16 protein-coding genes and 1 pseudogene are annotated in these 17516 nt (G+C 41.1%); 4 read left to right on the top strand and 13 right to left on the bottom strand.

The features are described 5' to 3' along the window. Window positions 1-55: 55 nt before the first annotated feature. The 6 genes from FXV75_RS01115 to FXV75_RS01090 form a co-directional block, all read right to left on the bottom strand. Entirely contained in the window at window positions 56-1828 is a 1773-nt protein-coding gene (locus FXV75_RS01115; protein ID WP_148830794.1) for a hypothetical protein, read from the bottom strand. Window positions 1829-1896: 68 nt separating this feature from the next. After that, window positions 1897-2826: a hypothetical protein gene (locus FXV75_RS01110; RefSeq protein ID WP_222863073.1), complete on the bottom strand. Its 930-nt coding sequence runs from the start codon at window positions 2824-2826 to the stop codon at window positions 1897-1899. Continuing rightward, a complete protein-coding gene (locus FXV75_RS01105; RefSeq protein WP_148830793.1) occupies window positions 2820-3239 on the bottom strand; it encodes a hypothetical protein in 420 nt (139 codons plus the stop codon). The genes FXV75_RS01110 and FXV75_RS01105 overlap by 7 nt, the downstream gene beginning before the upstream one ends. A 9-nt stretch (window positions 3240-3248) precedes the next feature. Next, the gene (locus FXV75_RS01100) at window positions 3249-4259 is read right to left on the bottom strand and encodes a hypothetical protein (protein ID WP_148830792.1); all 1011 of its coding nucleotides are present in this window, start codon (window positions 4257-4259) and stop codon (window positions 3249-3251) included. Window positions 4260-4499: 240 nt separating this feature from the next. Then, window positions 4500-5522, bottom strand: a complete 1023-nt coding sequence (locus tag FXV75_RS01095; protein WP_148830791.1) for a helix-turn-helix transcriptional regulator — start codon at window positions 5520-5522, stop codon at window positions 4500-4502. A gap of 133 nt (window positions 5523-5655) precedes the next feature. After that, window positions 5656-6723 carry a macro domain-containing protein gene (locus FXV75_RS01090; protein WP_148830790.1) on the bottom strand — a complete coding sequence of 356 codons (1068 nt, stop codon included), beginning with the start codon at window positions 6721-6723 and terminating at the stop codon, window positions 5656-5658. A 172-nt stretch (window positions 6724-6895) separates the two neighbouring features. On the opposite strand from FXV75_RS01090, the gene FXV75_RS01085 reads away from it, so the two are divergent. Continuing rightward, a complete protein-coding gene (locus FXV75_RS01085) occupies window positions 6896-7999 on the top strand; it encodes a transposase (protein ID WP_222863072.1) in 1104 nt (367 codons plus the stop codon). 213 nt (window positions 8000-8212) lie between these two features. On the opposite strand, the gene FXV75_RS01080 is transcribed toward FXV75_RS01085, so the two are convergent. From FXV75_RS01080 to FXV75_RS01055, 6 genes and pseudogenes are all read right to left on the bottom strand, one after another. Beyond that, entirely contained in the window at window positions 8213-8719 is a 507-nt protein-coding gene (locus tag FXV75_RS01080) for a hypothetical protein (RefSeq protein ID WP_148830789.1), read from the bottom strand. Next, the gene (locus FXV75_RS01075) at window positions 8716-9738 is read right to left on the bottom strand and encodes an AAA family ATPase (RefSeq protein ID WP_148830788.1); all 1023 of its coding nucleotides are present in this window, start codon (window positions 9736-9738) and stop codon (window positions 8716-8718) included. Before FXV75_RS01075 ends, FXV75_RS01080 begins: the two co-directional genes overlap by 4 nt. Before the next feature lie 108 nt (window positions 9739-9846). Further along, window positions 9847-10074 (bottom strand): HrgA protein, encoded by a 228-nt coding sequence (locus tag FXV75_RS01070; protein ID WP_148830787.1) that lies wholly within the window; start codon window positions 10072-10074, stop codon window positions 9847-9849. A 181-nt stretch (window positions 10075-10255) separates the two neighbouring features. Then, window positions 10256-11359 (bottom strand): transposase, encoded by a 1104-nt coding sequence (locus FXV75_RS01065; RefSeq protein WP_222863066.1) that lies wholly within the window; start codon window positions 11357-11359, stop codon window positions 10256-10258. Window positions 11360-11475: 116 nt separating this feature from the next. Further along, on the bottom strand, window positions 11476-12231 hold the full coding sequence (locus tag FXV75_RS01060; RefSeq protein ID WP_222863071.1) for a hypothetical protein: 756 nt from the start codon (window positions 12229-12231) through the stop codon (window positions 11476-11478). 81 nt (window positions 12232-12312) lie between these two features. Next, a pseudogene (locus tag FXV75_RS01055) lies at window positions 12313-12636 on the bottom strand (integrase core domain-containing protein); the annotation flags it as partial. A gap of 154 nt (window positions 12637-12790) precedes the next feature. Between FXV75_RS01055 and FXV75_RS01050 the strand changes: the two are divergent. Beyond that, on the top strand, window positions 12791-13471 hold the full coding sequence (locus FXV75_RS01050; protein ID WP_187424826.1) for an IS30 family transposase: 681 nt from the start codon (window positions 12791-12793) through the stop codon (window positions 13469-13471). Between the two features lie 170 nt (window positions 13472-13641). Here FXV75_RS01050 and FXV75_RS01045 read toward each other — a convergent pair whose 3' ends face one another. Continuing rightward, on the bottom strand, window positions 13642-14529 hold the full coding sequence (locus FXV75_RS01045) for an AraC family transcriptional regulator (RefSeq protein WP_148830784.1): 888 nt from the start codon (window positions 14527-14529) through the stop codon (window positions 13642-13644). 148 nt (window positions 14530-14677) lie between these two features. On the opposite strand from FXV75_RS01045, the gene FXV75_RS01040 reads away from it, so the two are divergent. Together FXV75_RS01040 and FXV75_RS01035 are read left to right on the top strand one after the other, a co-directional pair. Further along, complete coding sequence (locus tag FXV75_RS01040; protein ID WP_222863070.1) at window positions 14678-16135, top strand: aldehyde dehydrogenase family protein; 1458 nt, start codon at window positions 14678-14680, stop codon at window positions 16133-16135. A gap of 82 nt (window positions 16136-16217) precedes the next feature. Continuing rightward, complete coding sequence (locus FXV75_RS01035) at window positions 16218-17513, top strand: ABC transporter substrate-binding protein (protein ID WP_148830783.1); 1296 nt, start codon at window positions 16218-16220, stop codon at window positions 17511-17513. Window positions 17514-17516: the final 3 nt, after the last annotated feature.

Here is a 17516-nt window from a genome sequence, read left to right as displayed (position 1 = left end):
AAAAAAACAAATTAAAATAAACTTCGTCATATCTAATATATTGGTATACAAAACCTTATATCACAAGCTTCGTATTGTTCTCGAGAATTTTCATAAAGTCATCTTGCGTTTTAATATTAAGATCCACTTTAAAGAAGTTGGCCATATTATAAACCGATGAATTAACATTTTTATCATCAATGATGTCTTGATCTATTTTTTCTGCTATAAATCTAAATTTCAACCTATCCTCTGCTAATTTTTCAATTGAAGTGGTTTCAAAAGCCTCTGTATTTTCTTTGATTTGGGCTATTCGAAGTTCAAAAATCTCTTTTACTTTTTGCGTTTGAATTTCTTTTTTAGCAGAAAACAAATCAATTCTATCTAAGAAGTAAACAACAAATGTGGATGCAATACCAGATAGAATAATTGTGGCAATATCTGATAGAAATTCAAATGGCGTACCTTTAATAAAGGCTAAAATTTGATCATTAAAATGCTCTATCACTAGCGTTACTACTGCCGTAGAAAGCAACTTCAAAATAGCATCCCCTTTTTTTGCCGGAGTATATTTTGGGTCGTTACTGAAAGCAATTCGAATAGCTTCAACTATTGATTTAAAACCTTTAACAATAATACTTAAAGACTTGGTAAGCAAACTTATAACTATTCCACCCAATGCGGTAAAAAAGTTAGTCACAATATTATCAAAGAAGTCTTTAATAGCATCTTTGATATATGGAACAATTTGTTTTTTATAAAATTTGATTATGCGTTTAAATCTAGCCTTAAGTGCTGAAGAAAAACTGTCTCCATCCACGCCGTATTTTACGCCATTTTTAACAATATCTGTTATTTCGAAATATAACGGCTTCATTGCTAAAATAATTAAATCACCAATTGCTTTTGATTTAGCTTGATTACTTGCACCGGAAATAGCAGCCTCTCCTGAAATTGAAGCTAGTGCACCCGCATCTCTTGCAACAACTTTAGCTTTATCTGTTGCGTTATATTCTTTTCCTTTATGTCTCTTGCTTCTCGATTCTTGCTTTTTATCATCATAAACATATTGAGTACCAGATGAATCACCCTTACTACGGTTATCACCACTTTCCATCATTACAAAATTAGATTTTCGATTTAATATTTGTTTTCGCTGTATATCAGAAAGAGGAATTGAAGCCAGTCCGTCTATTGTCGATTTTCCAGGAATAATGTGATCAACATCTACTGCGGTAGAAGCCGTTTTATTTCTTTTCTTAACGACTCGACCAGACACCTCACAGTAATTTTTATCTCCATTTTTTGCAGCAACATCTTCACGATACTGTTTCATAGAGCCATTTTTACCATCATCACGAAAGTTAAATTCATCATATTTATGCTTTGATTGATACATCAACTCTTCTTGTGTAGTTCTTAATGGTTTACTACTAGCGCTATCACTTTCTAACTGCCCATAATGGAAATTTTTTAATTCTTTTATAATTCTACTTGGCGTTATACCAAGCGACGTTCCTGGTTCACTATTTTTTTTCTCACCGGTATTTTTACCCCCAGCAGTAAAATATTTTTTAAGCTTCGGATGGTGAATAGTTGAATCAACAATATTAAAAAATATTGGCTCAACCAAAGAATCCATAATGCTCCCTTGATCTTCTAAATCTTTATGAATAGAGTGTAAAACATTAACCGAATCTTGCTGATCAAAAAGCTCTACATCAATCAATTTTTTACTTACTTGCAGTGGTGAACAATTCTGTAACTGCTCCGTCAAAGACTCTACCGTAAGCTTTGGTTGTGCATACTTGTCAGTTTTTTCTTCAGGTTGATTCGCAGTGGAGTTCATGAAGATCCCTCTTTGTTAATAATTTTTACTTGGAAATCACCTAGCGAGATTAGGTGGCGATTAATAAACTAAGCGCACAAAGCTGCTGCTTTTGCAGTCTGAATAATTACGTTTGATTTATCCATATCTTGACTTATAACTTCACCACTTTCACTTAAGTAACCAAGAGTCGCCATTTGCTTAAGTACAATCGACAAATTAAATAGTGCTTGAAATTCCTCTATATGAACAATCGGGATTTGTTTGAAATTTAACCTTAAAGTTAATACGTTATTAGAGTTTGCCATTTGTTTCACACGTTGGGTCTGTATGCCATATTCAAAACGATCTAATAACGAAGCATAACTCGAAATTAAAGTATCAAAGTACTCCATAACCAGATCAATTGATTCAATAATCACTTTAAGCTTAGTTTTTTGCGCATTCATTTTTTCAACTTCTTCGTCTACTCTTATGCGCTCTTGCTTGGCATCTTCTAATGCTTCTTTTGCTTTTTTCCGTGTACCAAAGCCTAGAGTTAAAATCATTCCAGTTGTTTGCCAAACGCTCATATTATCAAAGTCAATCTTAATGATTTCATTGCGTTCACGAACACTCTGTAAGTTTTTCACTTCTAATACAGACTTATCAAATAGTTCCTCAAAAGGTACACCTTTAACAGTCACATTATGGAGACGACTAGCAATGGAAATAAAACGTTTAAAATGAGTGTTGTAGATTTTTTGCTTACATGCATTGATATCTGAAATTTTTCTTTCAATCTCAGCACTCATAGTTTCAACCACAGCTTTATATTCTGCTTCAGTCTTCTCGAAATATATTCTTGCTTCATCCAATATGGACTCAGCCTCATTGGTATAATTTTTACCAGTAAAGGCATTCCAAATTTTTGAACCTGTTTTTTTCACACGATTAACAATCTTAGAAGCAACTTTTTTTTTACCGCTTACTATTTTTTTAGCAAGTTTCTTACATGCATTCCATACTCGACCTAACATATAGTTTGTTCTCCTTTAAAAATTAATGAATACCCTTCATCAACGAGATCATTCATTGCCTCAACCCATCGTTGAAAACGCTTTATCTCATAAATATCAATTTCAAAAGAAGATGCTAATGTTTCAATAAAAACCTGTTCCTCTTCACAAACCTCATTGTCAGCTAATAAAATTCCAAACAATTCAACTAGGACAATTCGCTTAGCTTTCTCTTGGGATTTACTCAATACCTTAATGACACCTTCAACACTACTTTGCTTGCTAGTCTGATAGCTAGCCAACTCACACTCATGGACAAATGAGTTATAAATTTCTAACTCTTCTTCCTTGTGTTCACCATTCAAGCTCATTGCATACTTAGCTAACTCCAAGAAGTTCTTTTTCTCACCGATATTTAATTCTGATAAATACATTTTATCTCCTTAGTAATTCGTCTCTTTTCTCAGAGTCTCTTTGCCAGCATCATCATAATTGAACTCCACACGTTTATTAATCTCACCTGCTACATCATAATGGTATTCAAAGGTAATTTCACCCTTATCATTTAGTTCAATTCCACGTTCTGCTTTACCAGTATCATCAAAAAACATTTGATATTTAAGATTGTTACCAGCAAATGTATTGGTGCTGCGTTTTATACCATTTTCGTAATGAATCTGTGTAAACTGTCCTGTCGTTTTATCTTCAATTTTCACTACCTTACAATCACCTAAATGCTTAATAAAGTCATTACTATTGACCTGTAGCTTTTTGTGTTTACCTAACTCATTAGTAAGCTCTACAATATTCTCAATACGAAGCATTTGTACTTGGTTAGTTAATTGCTCAAACGTCTCTAAATGTTTTTGATTATTTGAAAACACTCCTTGCTTAGTTAATTTTAGGTTTTCATCCAATTTTACTGTTATAAATTCTGATAAAACTTTTTCTCTACTTTCAAACTGCTGTTTTGAATCTGAGAAGCCTAAACTAATTAAATTAGTCAATTCTTTTGATTGTTTTGTATTTATCTCAGAGTGTTTCTCGATCGAATTTTTAAGCTCTGTAAAAGAAGCTTTCTGCTGTATCTGAAACTCCTTTATTTCTTCTTGAAGCTTAAACATCGTTCTTTTAAGTTGCTCTGATTGTTCATCTCTAAGCTCTGTAAAAGAAGCTTTCTGCTGTTTCTGAAGCTCCTTTATTTCTCCTTGAAGCTTAAACATCGTTTTTTCAAGTTGTTCTGATTGTTCAACCCTAAGATCAGAAAATGAGTTTTTCATCGCTTGAGAAAAATCATCTATATTCTTATTTAATTGGTTTGAATAACTTCCTATTGTTGTCAATGAATTTGTTTGTAAACTCCTAATTTTATTGATTAAAAAGACAAATACCACTGTATTAATCACTGCTAAAGCTAAAACTGCTGAAAATACGACAGTAAGGTTGATCTCCATAATTACCTCTATTATTAATATGAAATTCTAATTGCTTGTTTAGCTAAGATTGAAAGGATATAGATCACCTAATTCCGAAGATTTATTATCCAGCCTATCAATACATAGTTAAATTAATACCTTCTTTTCTATTGTTTTTTTTAAAAATAGTTTTCCTGCTTCCTGCAAATTCATATCCCTCTTATTTAAGGACTTTGTCTGATCTAAAATATACAAGATCATCACGACAAATCGTGTCGTTTAACCTTGGCTATTTTCTTCTGCACTATTTAATCCAAGGACTTCTTTTGCATTATTATGAATATACTCTCGCCATTTTACTGGTTTCTGAACGTCAATTTCTGCTCCGTACCCTTGTATCCACCAAAGTGTCTGCTTATCATCAGAAATGGTTGCAGTAAGCTGGTACCAGCAACCTTCAATGTGGGATAGTTCTTGATCTCCACTGAGCGGTGTTTCTGATAACAACCAAGCAACTTCACTCTTTACCCGCGCTACCAGCTGAATAGGTTGTTGAGACTGTCTGTAGCTGAACCCTCCTTGATCAATGTATTCATTGAGATTAAAATCTTCCAATGATCGAAAAGTTTTATCTGAGCGCTCAACCTGCTGAAACCTATGTAGGGAGAATTGACGAATCTCATCATACTCTTTCGCTGTGGCCAGCAAGTAAGTAACACTGTTGCGCACAACAATTCCTTGAGGGTGAAGTGTGTAGTTCTTTGGCTCTTTTTCGTGGCGACTTAGGTAGGTAACATCAACGGCATACTCTTCCAGCACAGCTTCTGAGACTGTCTCCCATATTCCACTTTTGATTTGAGCTGATATCAAGGTTTTACTATTGGGAATGGCTTTGACCCGATTACCCCAATCTGAATAATGATTCGATGGTAAGGAGTTTAGGTATTGTTGAGCGGCTTGAAATTGTGGCTTTATTTGATCAACTGCCATTTTGGGCAATAATACAGAAAGATATTCTTGAGCCAAAACTAAAGTCAATGCAGTTGGAGTATCAAGGCCTAGTTTAAAATCTGTAAAGCTACTTGATAAGCTCCATCGATACTCCCCATCACTTTCAACGTATGATACTGGCAGATGCAATACCATTGAATTTAGATCGCGTTGAACCGTTCGTAATGAAACTTTAAAGCCTTTTTCTTCTAAAGCGACATGAATCGTTGAGGTTGCCTTGTATCTCGGCTCTTTCGGTATGATTCGTAACATTGCTAATGTACGAAATAAAGTTTCGTGTTTGACGCCCATTACTTTTCCTTGTAAATGTTAGCATTCAGTCCTTTTAAAATAATATAACATAATGTTTGTAGGAAATAGGAGTGTTAATACTATTAAAAAATGTGTTGTGTGACTGTTAATGTTATAGAAGAGGTTACACTACTCATGCAGCGTGAACTTTCAGCCCCAACCACTCTTTTTGTCTTAGTCTTTCGAAGGCGGCAAGTATGTGTGCTGGTTTCATTTGTGCTTTTCTTGGGTTCCAGCTGTGTATTTTGTATATGAGCTCTTCATTTGAAATGTCTGTATGGTCGAATTCTTGTGTCGCTACCCAATGAACCGTAGATAAAAGTCCCATGCCATTTTGGGATTCAAACCCTTCGATCAGTTCAGCCACCTTGTCGAATCGTTGTTTTGTCTCAATGTTCTTATCAAGGAACGTAAGTGCTTCTTCAGCGGCTTTCTCTTTCAGTTCAATGGGTGTTTCTGGCTTGTTTAAACCGTCGGCATAGCCTGTTATGAAGTGTCCTTCCATTCTTTCAAGTACATGGCGTAATACGTCAGCGTATGGGCCGTAATGATGTTTTTGAAAAACCACTTTGTTCAACGGTTCACCTGCAAGAGTCAAAAAGTATACGAGTTTTTGAACTTCGAGCAGTGAGAGTCGGTACTCAAACCCTGTTGATACATAACGATCGATTAAGCCTAAAACGGCGGCTCTACCCACTGTCATTTTTGGGCGTGTGGTCTTATTAGGCATAGCGTCGGCATTTGGTGCAGCTTGTGGCGGGTAAATTACCCATGTCACATTGGGTAATTCAGAAAGCGACTTCTCTATCAGAGCTTCTACTTGATTCCATGGCAAACCACCCAAACCGCTACCCAGTGCAGGAATAGCAACCGAGTTGAGGCCCAAGCGGATTACTTCCGACTTTAGGCTTTCTAGGCCTTGTTCAATGTATTCTAGTTTAGATTTACCTTTCCAGTGAGACTTAGTAGGAAAGTTAATGATGTAGAAAGGAGCGCTCATATCTCCCAATGGCACAGAAAGAACTTGGCCTGTCTGAAGGGATTTATCGTCGCATGCTTTTTTGTAAACGTTGAAGTTTTCTGGAAATGCTTTTTTAAACTGCAGAGCTAAACCCTTGCCCATCACGCCAACGGTATTGACTGTATTGATAATAGCATCGGCTTGGTCGTGCAATATATTTCCAGATTGATAAGTAATCATGACAACCTCTAGTAATACCATTCTGGTCGTATTTCGACCGCTGGCTTATGAGGTAATTGCAAAACTGTCGATATAAGCCATATCTATTCGTGGAATAACGAAAAAAGAGAAGACGTGGGCTGCCGTTTCCGGCGACGATAGAGTTCTCACACAACATCGACATACCCACTTTATGAATGCTACGACGCCCCAACAAATAATGCAACGCTGGCAAATCGTTCAAGGCCAATTGATTCCTGCTTTACACCAAGAAATAGGCTTGTTGACCCCAAAACTTGAAAAACTGATTCATATCTTGGAATGGTCTCGCATCGAAGAGTTTGTGACACGCTTTTCGTATCGGACGGGGCGTCCTCCCCATGAACTCGCTTGGTTAGCCAACGCGTTTGTTGCCAAGGTAGTGCTTGGGCTTACCACCACGGTGCATCTAATAGAACGCCTAAACATGGACAAAGCATTACAGCGAATCTGTGGATTTCCGCTTCATAAGAAACTGCCCTCAGCCTCGACTTTTTCTCGTGCGTTCGAGACGTTTGCCAAAGATAAGTTGGCCGAACGTGCCCACGAGGTGCTGATCAAAATGCACTTTGGAGATCGTCTCATTGGGCATATCAGCCGAGACGGGACGGCGATTAAGGTGAGAGAACGTCCACAAAAGATCGACAAAGTGGACACGGATAAACCTAAGCTTAAAGGGCGGCCCCGCAAGGACAAAGATGAAAAACGCCCGATCAAATTCAATGTGGCACGGCAACGTACCCAATGCCTAGAAGAGATGCTTAATGAGATCCCGGTTGATTGCCGTCGTGGCACAAAATGCAATGCTCAAGGCTATAAAAACAGCTGGAATGGCTACAAACTGCATCTAGACATTGCAGACTGTGGCGTCCCCATCTCCGCTTTGCTGTCCTCAGCCTCCATGCATGACAGCCGTGCCGCCATCCCTCTGTCTCACATCAGTGCGGCGAGGGTGACCAACCTTTATGATCTGATGGACGCCGCCTACTGCAGTATTGACCTGCATGAGCACAGTAGAGAGTTAGGGCATGTGCCCCTGATAGATCACAACCCCAGAGGGGGCGAGAAAGAAGAATTTGAACCCGCCGATACGGTGCGTTATCGGGAACGTTCGGGCGCAGAACGAGCCAATGGCCGACTCAAGGATGAGTTCGGAGGTCGACACATCTGGGTACGTGGTGAGGTAAAAGTCATGAGTCACCTGATGTTTGGCATTTTAGTACTGAGTGTCGATCAACTGCTTCGACTGCGGCAATAAATCGCTGAGAGAAAAAGACATGTATCGAGGATATTGTGCTTCTGGGGTGGTCACAGAACGAGCCGCTATGATCAAAAAAGAGAGAAAAGCGATGACGACCTAGTCAAAATAGAAAATGCATAGAAACACATGCTTAACTGAGTAAAAAAACAGCCTCTAAAAGGGGCGATAAGTTATCCACAAATGGGTTGGCTATTAGTTTTGCAAGATGCTCTATGTGCGTACTAATAAGCCTTGTTTGTCTGCTAATTCTTTGTTTAAAACCATTACATTCTGAGCGGAAATACCGAATGCGGCTAAAATATGTTTAAGTTTTTCACGTAACTTATCACTAATAGGCGCCAGCCAATCAGTTTGAAATGTCGGAATAACTAGACGTAAGTGTATACTAATAGATGACCAATCTATATTTTTGAATGGTTGAGGTAATTCATTATGTATTGTTTCTAATCTTCTTAAATGGCTGGAAACCAATATAATTAAACTGTCAACTAATTTATTGTAGATTTCATTTATGTTTTTTGAAAAATCTACATCATTGACTGGTTGAGAGAAAGAGCTCTTAGCTTCAACTAGTAGTAGAGCGTTTCTATCCGGAACCAACCAAATAAACTCCACTAATTGAGCATTTCGTGGAAGGTTTGTAGATTTTTCAATTTGATATAAATAATCTTCATTGAAAGGGCCAAAAATCACACCAGATTCAGGAATCTCAATCATTTGAAGCTTCCTTCAAATTCTTCCTCAAACAAACGAACTGACTCGTTAATAATCTCGTTATCGGGTAAGCCATCTCTTAACAAACAGCTTTGCTCCCAAGTGCCACCTTCTTGTGCCATAAAAGTTGGGATAGGCATCTGCTTTTTATTGGCGATAAGTAGTAGCTTTTTAATCACATAATAAGAATGAGTGGCGATAAAAAACTGAATGCCAGCCTCGGCCAATACCGCAATAATATCGAGTAGTTCGATAATCGCGGTAGGGTGTAGGGCAGACTCTGGTTCGTCGATAAAAACAATGGAGTCTTTATCAAGAAAACGATTACCTAATAATGTATCTAATATTGCAATTTTTTTGATGCCCTCGGCCGTAGACATAATAGAGTATTTGGACTTTCCTTTTTTATAAACCCAGCTGTTACTATTGCCATCAAATTCAACCTTGCCATCAAATATTCCTTCTAGTTTTCTTCGAGAATCCGCAAACGCCGCATGATTCTTACCTCTTTGAGTGGGCAGTTTCAATGCTTTAACAAGGTCTGAATACGTCGCATCAAAGCCAAAAATCTTATCTACTTCTGTCGATTTATGAATCACATCCATCAACGACAAGACTTCTTTTGGAGGGAGAAAAACGGAATTAGCATCCCGCTTGGTCAGATTGTTAAGCTGAGGAGATATTTTCTTGGTCGTATCACTACCAAAGCTAAACAGCAATGAACTTTTATCGCTTAGGGTAATCGATGCTGTCAGCTTTTTCTTATCACCCTTGGCAACAATATCGCCAATTTTATCTGTTTGAAACGTCCAATAAAGTTTGTCGCTGAGAGCATCTGAAAAGTCTTGATTATTATTGCCTCGATGTGCTTCTTCATGACTACGAATGGCACTGTATAAAGCTTTTAAAAGAAAAGTTTTTCCTTGGCTGTTTTTACCAAGAAATAAGTTAATTTGACCTAAGGCACATCCTTCTACCTGAGTGATAGGCCCATAATTTTCTAATTTGAAATCATTGATCATTTTTTATCGTCCTATATAAATTTATTACTTATATTTCTAATATACCGTTACATGGCCTAGAAAACGACTGCTGCTAGATGAATCACTAATAAACTTGCCGTTTTAACATTACGGCCTTGGTTGTTTATTCCAAGCGCTTTTAGTTAATCGTCCTGTTTGGTTGTAGATGCTGACTTGTTCAATGTAATGATGGAAATCGCTGTTTTCCGTGACAATGCGATTAGCCGATTGCCAATCCACTCGGCTGCGTTCTTTCGCAGGAATCAATATTTGGCTATCATAAAGCGATTCAGTATTAAGTATTAGAGCATCTTGCAAAACTAATAGCCAACCCATTTGTGGATAACTTATCGCCCTTTTAGAGGCTGTTTTTTTACTCAGTTAAGCATGTGTTTCTATGCATTTTCTATTTTGACTAGGTCGTCATCGCTTTTCTCTCTTTTTTGATCATAGCGGCTCGTTCTGTGACCACCCCAGAAGCACAATATCCTCGATACATGACTTATTTTTCTGCGATTTATTGCCGCAGTCGAAGCAGTTGATCGACACTCAGTACTAAAATGCCAAACATCAGGTGACTCATGACTTTTACCTCACCACGTACCCAGATGTGTCGACCTCCGAACTCATCCTTGAGTCGGCCATTGGCTCGTTCTGCGCCCGAACGTTCCCGATAACGCACCGTATCGGCGGGTTCAAATTCTTCTTTCTCGCCCCCTCTGGGGTTGTGATCTATCAGGGGCACATGCCCTAACTCTCTACTGTGCTCATGCAGGTCAATACTGCAGTAGGCGGCGTCCATCAGATCATAAAGGTTGGTCACCCTCGCCGCACTGATGTGAGACAGAGGGATGGCGGCACGGCTGTCATGCATGGAGGCTGAGGACAGCAAAGCGGAGATGGGGACGCCACAGTCTGCAATGTCTAGATGCAGTTTGTAGCCATTCCAGCTGTTTTTATAGCCTTGAGCATTGCATTTTGTGCCACGACGGCAATCAACCGGGATCTCATTAAGCATCTCTTCTAGGCATTGGGTACGTTGCCGTGCCACATTGAATTTGATCGGGCGGTTTTCATCTTTGTCCTTGCGGGGCCGCCCTTTAAGCTTAGGTTTATCCGTGTCCACTTTGTCGATCTTTTGTGGACGTTCTCTCACCTTAATCGCCGTCCCGTCTCGGCTGATATGCCCAATGAGACGATCTCCAAAGTGCATTTTGATCAGCACCTCGTGGGCACGTTCGGCCAACTTATCTTTGGCAAACGTCTCGAACGCACGAGAAAAAGTCGAGGCTGAGGGCAGTTTCTTATGAAGCGGAAATCCACAGATTCGCTGTAATGCTTTGTCCATGTTTAGGCGTTCTATTAGATGCACCGTGGTGGTAAGCCCAAGCACTACCTTGGCAACAAACGCGTTGGCTAACCAAGCGAGTTCATGGGGAGGACGCCCCGTCCGATACGAAAAGCGTGTCACAAACTCTTCGATGCGAGACCATTCCAAGATATGAATCAGTTTTTCAAGTTTTGGGGTCAACAAGCCTATTTCTTGGTGTAAAGCAGGAATCAATTGGCCTTGAACGATTTGCCAGCGTTGCATTATTTGTTGGGGCGTCGTAGCATTCATAGAGTGGGTATGTCGATGTTGTGTGAGAACGCTATCGTCGCCGGAAACGGCAGCCCACGTCTTCTCTTTTTTCGTTATTCCACGAATAGATATGGCTTATATCGACAGTTTTGCAATTACCTCATTAGTAAGCCGATACCATGCAGACTAGAAAGCATTTGTAGCTCGGCTTCTACATCACTATTCAGCCCCGTAGCCACAAGATAGCCGTAGTTAGCCCAACTAGAATTAGACACCGCTTGGAAGAAGTATTTGCGCACATTACCTTTGGTTAGGTGTTTCTTCACCTCAAATGACCATAAGCGCACAGAGCTTTGGTGACCACTGCGAACACAGCTACGCACGGCCTCATCCCAGCCTTGATCAAGGGGCTCTAGAGCAACGATATCTGGGTGTAACCAGTGGTTGCCACCACTGCCATGGGCGTTTTTGGATTTTCGCTCGTCGATACGCTGGCAATATAAGCCCAAGTCTTTACTGAGGTATTCAATCAACATCGGGTACAAATCATACTCGCTGAGACTTGGCGAAGTGAGCGGTGTATCCACTTCTTGCTCATTTGATTCGTCCACTGGCTCTTCCAGCGTGGCAGCCGTCGGGTTTGCGTCCCAATAATAGAGTCGTGGGCGCGGTTTATCCCGTGTCGCAACATTGGCACAAGCTTTTTGCGCGGCAACCGTACGTTCACCACCGATTTCTGCCGCCAACTGAGCAATCAGTTTTTCTTCCGTGTTGTATCTTGGGTTCGTCTGCTTTTCTGCGATTTCGACGGGATAACATTCAATAAACGCTTTAGCTAACTCCCGAGCGGTAAACTTTTGCTCAGGGTTGGCTTGTAGGGTTTCAATGATCATTTCTACTCGAGTCGTCATTCCTTAACCTCGGTTAATGTATTTATGTTAGAAAGGTCAATATCGGAGTTTTTCAAGGTAGTTGTCGCCTAAAGTTTTATTTTATGCCGCCCGCATTGCTTCTTTTTTCACCGGATTTAAATTCACTTCGTCAATCATTGACCAATCTCTCGATTGACCTGACCAACGACTTGGATTTTGTTGTTTCGCCGCATCATTAACTTGGTGACGCCTGGCTAATATCTTTTTGTCTAAACCTAGGTGGCGTTGTGTCGGTGTGACGAATTTAATACCACTGTGTAAATGCTCATCATTGTACCAACTCACAAACCCAGCTACCCATTCTCTTGCGGACGCTATATCCATAAACGCCTTTTCTGGATACTCAGGACGATATTTTAACGTTTTAAATAACTTGGATTCAGATAGTAAGTGCATAACTTGAATGGGCAGAAAAGGATGGTCAGTTAACTATATGATGCTGTTCACTTTTTCTCCGGCAAGAGAGGCAAAAATGACATCCTATAATCAACTGACCTATGGCGTAAGATGCCAGATTTACGCCTTAAAGAAAACAGCTATGAGTCAAAATAAGATAGCTCGACAACGGCGAGTCAACCAATCGACCATTAGTCGGGAGCTATTGCGTAACTCAGGACAACGAGGATATCGTTATAAACAAGCCCATGACGTGGCGATAGCCCGTCGCTTAAATGCCCCCAGAGCCTTAAAAATGACGGGCAGCACCAAGCACCTTATTGAAGAAAAGAGTCGAGAGGATTGGAGCCCAGAACAGATATCTGGATGGCTTACTCGTGAAAAGAAACTTCAGGTGAGTCATCAGACTATTTACCAGCCTATATGGGCAGACAAGCGCTGTGGCGGACTATTATTCCAGCATTTACGTAGGAAAGGGAAAGCGTACACGCCTCGCAATAAAGATAAACAAGCAGGCAGAGGGTGTATCAAAAACCGCGTGAGCATTGATGAGCGCCCCTCTACCGTTGATGAAAAGACTCGAATAGGTGATTGGGAAATTGACCTTGTTATTGGCGCAAAACACAGCGGTGCACTGTTAACGATTGTTGAGCGAAAGCTAAGCTTCACGGTATCAAAACAGATTAATGATAAGTCGGCCAAAACCGTGACGGCCGCCACGATTGAACTACTGACACCTTATAAAGACCTGGGTTTGTTAGTACGCTTAGTCATTTTACACCTCAATAATTGGATATTATCCATTATTGAAGTGTCCGGCTAATTCAACCACAACAGGCTTAATGGCCGAATTGAGTGATCAAAAAGGAATAAAACAGCCAAATTACTGACTGCTATTGGGCTTTTTTAGAATATTAATGCGCGCAACCCAACTTGATCGCATATTCCCTAGCAACCAAGCTTATCTCTGATGTTTTTTAAGCCCAGCTTTAACTAAGGCCAGTCGGAAAAGTCTTGTATTGCATGTTTAGTTTGAGCAACGCTTTTTTCCGCATAATTCCGTTTAAATTGGCTAGGAGAAAGCCCCGTTTCTTTTTTGAAAAAATGACTAAATTGACTCGCATCGTTGTACCCCAAGCTATTGGCAATCGCTTGTACCGAATCCGATGATTTTTTCAATATCAAGGTCGCTTCTATCAAAACACGGTTATTAATCAGCTGCAAAGGGGTTTTTTTGAGGTTACGTTGGCAAACGGAGTGTAAGCGATCGTAGGTCATAATCAGTTCCTGACAATAGTAAGAAACCACCCTTCTGTTCCTGTATTCAACTTCCACTAATTGGCGAAACTTTTGCAAGATCAGCTCGTCTGGAGAGTGTGTTAATCGCATAGATTCAATGTTGCTCAGCCGATAAATACTGATGAGTAAGATGCGAATAATCGAGCAAATTATCGTTCGTGAACGCTTCTTTGTTATGTCTATCTCTGCGCTTAATAGGCGTAAAAGCGGTAAGAATGCCTCATCTATATCTTTTTTGTCGCAATGCGTAATGGTGAACTGCCGCATTAAAACTTCCAACTTCGCGCTGTCTAAATCCGACCCTGTCACTAGGGAAATCAATTCATCACTGTAACCTAACAACCAAATTTGACTGCCTGGCGGCACCAGCACTTTGGCTTGTTTCTTATGTGGAATACAAAATATGGAGGACTCAGTTACCTGATGCACCTCTTCCATCAAAACCGACACGTCGCCACGCTGAATAATACCGATTAAATTAAAGTCGGCGAAATTATCATTTCCCGTGCTAAATATTCGAGATTGCAAACCTGGCAGAATCGCTTCGAAACGCACCATGGAACCAATAATGTTTGTCAGCATAAGCGCTTTCTTCCGTTAGCTCATCAAAATAAACCAGAAATTAACAATATTAATCCATAAATTGACATACTGGTAGCGTAATTAGCTGTTAATCTTTTAAAAATCCTCAGCTACCTACAAAAAATCTAATAATAGTAAAGGTGAAAAATTGAGTCTTAACCACAACAATATCGACCTAAGAACAGCACCTGAAATCAATTTATTCATTGATGGTCGTTCTATTCCTGCCATTGCGGGAGGTTATTTTGACAGGTTAGACCCAAGTACAGATCTCGTCGCTTCTCGCGCCGCTTGTGGTCGACTCGAAGACGCAGAACACATGGCGTCAATAGCGGCAGCCAATTTTGCCAAGTGGTCATCCACGGATGTGACCGAACGAGCTCGTATTCTTCGTCATGCAAAATCTCTCATGCCGAAATATCGAGATCGCTTTGCTCAATTGATGTTAAAAGAAATTGGCGCCATCCATGAATGGGTTGATTTCAATATAAAAGTAGCGGCAGAAGCCATTGAAGCCGCCGTAGAACTGGCACTCAGATACCCTTCCGCCCAGACCGAAAATGAAAACTCATACACTGTTCGCCAACCTGTTGGCGTTTGCCTTGCCATTGCGCCTTGGAATGCACCGATTGTATTGGCAATGCGCGCCGTGGTATTTCCATTGGCCTTTGGTAACTGCGTCATTTTAAAAGCGTCAGAACTGTCCCCTGCGACGCACTCGCTCATCGCCGAATTATTGCATGAAGCAGGTGTTCCGAATGGTGTTATTTCCGTGATGACCAATGCGCCAGAACATTCAGAAGAGGTAATTGCGAGCCTAATCGCGAACCCATCGGTAAGACGCGTTAACTTTACCGGTTCAACTCGTATCGGAAAAATCATTGCAGGACTTGCCGCCCAACACTTAAAGCGCTGCCTTTTAGAGCTTGGTGGTAAGTCACCTCTTATCGTCTTAAAAGACGCGGATCTACAGTTGGCCGCAAGAGAAGCGGTTTATGGTGCTTTTTTAAATCAGGGGCAAATCTGCATGGCCACCGACCGGATCATTGTTGAGCAAGTCATTGCGGATGAATTCATTGGTATTCTTAAAGACATGATGGCCGACCTTATCGCTGGTGACCCTCGACGTCACGGCGTTAAACTTGGCCCGATTGCTAGCCCTTCTATTGCTTCTCGCTTATCGGCTCTAATCGAAGACGCTCTGGATAAAGGTGCCACATTACTCACTGGCACACCTCGTAGAGGGCAATTTATTGATGCCACTTTACTGGACCACATTACACCGATGATGCGCATTTACTCAGAAGAATGCTTTGGACCAATCGCGGGCATTTATCGAGTCGATTCCGCAGAAGAAGCCATTACCGTCGCTAATAACTGTGAGTATGGGCTTGCCGCGTCCATCTTCACCAAAGATCTTACGCTCGCCAAAGTCATGGCGAACCGTGTCGAATCCGGTATGTGTCACATCAATTCTGCCACGGTAAAAGACGATCCCGCTATGCCATTTGGTGGACTCAAGTCAAGTGGATATGGTCGTTTTGGCGGTGATGCGTGCGTCGACGAATTCACCGAAGTGCGATGGATTACTGTCGCTCCTCCCTGATTTTTCTAACCCAACTTGAACCATTCTAAGTAACGCGATTCAAGACAAACTATTCAAACAACAAAAATAAAAAGAGGTTCTTATGAAAGCACGTCTATTAGCCCCCTTTGCGCCAAATTTCACTAAGCTCATGTTGTGTGCCGTCACCGCCAGCAGCTTGGTATGGTCCGGTCAGATGCTCGCAGCGCAAGATGACGACACCATTCGCATCGGTTTTATTAGTCCAAGAACCGGCCCTTTGGCCAGTTTTGGTAAAACGGATGGTTTTGTTTTAGAGCAAGCGCGCCTTGCTTTAGCGAATGGAATGACAGTAGCAGGCAAGCACTATCAGGTAGAAATTATTGATCGTGATAGTCAGTCGGACCCAGCACGGGCGTCGCAACTTGCCAAAGAGTTGATTAACCAAGATGTGGATTTGATGTTGGCGATTTCAACACCAGAAGTGATCAACCCTGTTGCCGATGCCAGTGAAGCCGCAGGTATTCCTTTTATTTCAACCGTTATGCCTTGGGAAGCTTGGTATTACGGACGCGGTGCAAAGCCCGGCGAAGCCAGCCCATTTAAATGGACGTATCATTTTGGATTTGGCACAGACGAATTTTATCGCACTTACCTTTCTCAATGGTCCTTAATCGATACCAATAAAAAAGTCGGCGTGATGTATCCGAACGATGCTGATGGCAACGCCATTCGTGCGGTGCTCAAACCACGAATTGAAAAAGCGGGTTATACAGTGATTGATCCAGGTGCTTACGAAACAGGTACGTCAGATTTTTCCAGCCAAATCGCGCTGTTTAAATCCGAAGGTGTCGAGATCATCAACTCTTTTCCTATTCCACCGGATTTTGCTGCCTTCTGGCGACAAGCCGCGCAACAGGGCCTGCATCGTCAAATCAAAATCATCCAGATCGCCAAAACTGGGCTCTTCCCCTCTGATATTGAAGTTTTGGGATCGTTAGGGCCGAAAATTGCGTCTGCCGCTTATTGGCACAAAACCTTCCCCTACACGTCCCCATTAACGGGTCAAAATGGAGAAGCGTTGGCCAATCTATGGGAAAAGCAAACGGGCGAACAATGGACTCAACAACTTGGCGCCACACTGTCTTTATTTGATGCCGGCACAGAAGCACTGAAACAAGCGTCAAACCCTTTGTCTAAAACCGCGGTGCGGGATGCCATTGCAAAGCTCAACGTCACGACAATTGGCGGTCAAGTTGACTTCACTTCAGGCCCAGTACCAAACGTTGCACACGGCCCAATCATTGGCTCGCAGTGGATAAAAGGCACGGGGGAATTCAAACTCGACTATGTGATCACAGAAAACGTTACTGATCCGAATGTCCCAGTGACTCATAAGCTTCTTCAGTACAATCATTAATAG

The organism is Marinomonas sp. IMCC 4694 (genome assembly GCF_008122525.1).
Lineage (GTDB): Bacteria > Pseudomonadota > Gammaproteobacteria > Pseudomonadales > Marinomonadaceae > Marinomonas.
The sequence above is the reverse complement of the archived record's forward strand: the minus strand, read 5'-3'. Positions and strand labels throughout refer to the sequence as shown.

What these genes read in the sequence shown, in the direction of transcription:
- FXV75_RS01105 (WP_148830793.1), bottom strand. Translation starts at nt 3,239, where the DNA reads ATGTATTTATCAGAATTAAATATCGGTGAGAAAAAGAACTTCTTGGAG.
- FXV75_RS01080 (WP_148830789.1), bottom strand. Translation starts at nt 8,719, where the DNA reads ATGATTGAGATTCCTGAATCTGGTGTGATTTTTGGCCCTTTCAATGAA.
- FXV75_RS01045 (WP_148830784.1), bottom strand. Translation starts at nt 14,529, where the DNA reads ATGCTGACAAACATTATTGGTTCCATGGTGCGTTTCGAAGCGATTCTG.
- FXV75_RS01095 (WP_148830791.1), bottom strand. Translation starts at nt 5,522, where the DNA reads ATGGGCGTCAAACACGAAACTTTATTTCGTACATTAGCAATGTTACGA.
- FXV75_RS01075 (WP_148830788.1), bottom strand. Translation starts at nt 9,738, where the DNA reads ATGATCAATGATTTCAAATTAGAAAATTATGGGCCTATCACTCAGGTA.
- FXV75_RS01065 (WP_222863066.1), bottom strand. Translation starts at nt 11,359, where the DNA reads ATGAATGCTACGACGCCCCAACAAATAATGCAACGCTGGCAAATCGTT.
- FXV75_RS01060 (WP_222863071.1), bottom strand. Translation starts at nt 12,231, where the DNA reads ATGACGACTCGAGTAGAAATGATCATTGAAACCCTACAAGCCAACCCT.
- FXV75_RS01050 (WP_187424826.1), top strand. Translation starts at nt 12,791, where the DNA reads ATGAGTCAAAATAAGATAGCTCGACAACGGCGAGTCAACCAATCGACC.
- FXV75_RS01035 (WP_148830783.1), top strand. Translation starts at nt 16,218, where the DNA reads ATGAAAGCACGTCTATTAGCCCCCTTTGCGCCAAATTTCACTAAGCTC.
- FXV75_RS01115 (WP_148830794.1), bottom strand. Translation starts at nt 1,828, where the DNA reads ATGAACTCCACTGCGAATCAACCTGAAGAAAAAACTGACAAGTATGCA.
- FXV75_RS01070 (WP_148830787.1), bottom strand. Translation starts at nt 10,074, where the DNA reads ATGGGTTGGCTATTAGTTTTGCAAGATGCTCTAATACTTAATACTGAA.
- FXV75_RS01090 (WP_148830790.1), bottom strand. Translation starts at nt 6,723, where the DNA reads ATGATTACTTATCAATCTGGAAATATATTGCACGACCAAGCCGATGCT.
- FXV75_RS01100 (WP_148830792.1), bottom strand. Translation starts at nt 4,259, where the DNA reads ATGGAGATCAACCTTACTGTCGTATTTTCAGCAGTTTTAGCTTTAGCA.
- FXV75_RS01085 (WP_222863072.1), top strand. Translation starts at nt 6,896, where the DNA reads ATGAATGCTACGACGCCCCAACAAATAATGCAACGCTGGCAAATCGTT.
- FXV75_RS01110 (WP_222863073.1), bottom strand. Translation starts at nt 2,826, where the DNA reads ATGTTAGGTCGAGTATGGAATGCATGTAAGAAACTTGCTAAAAAAATA.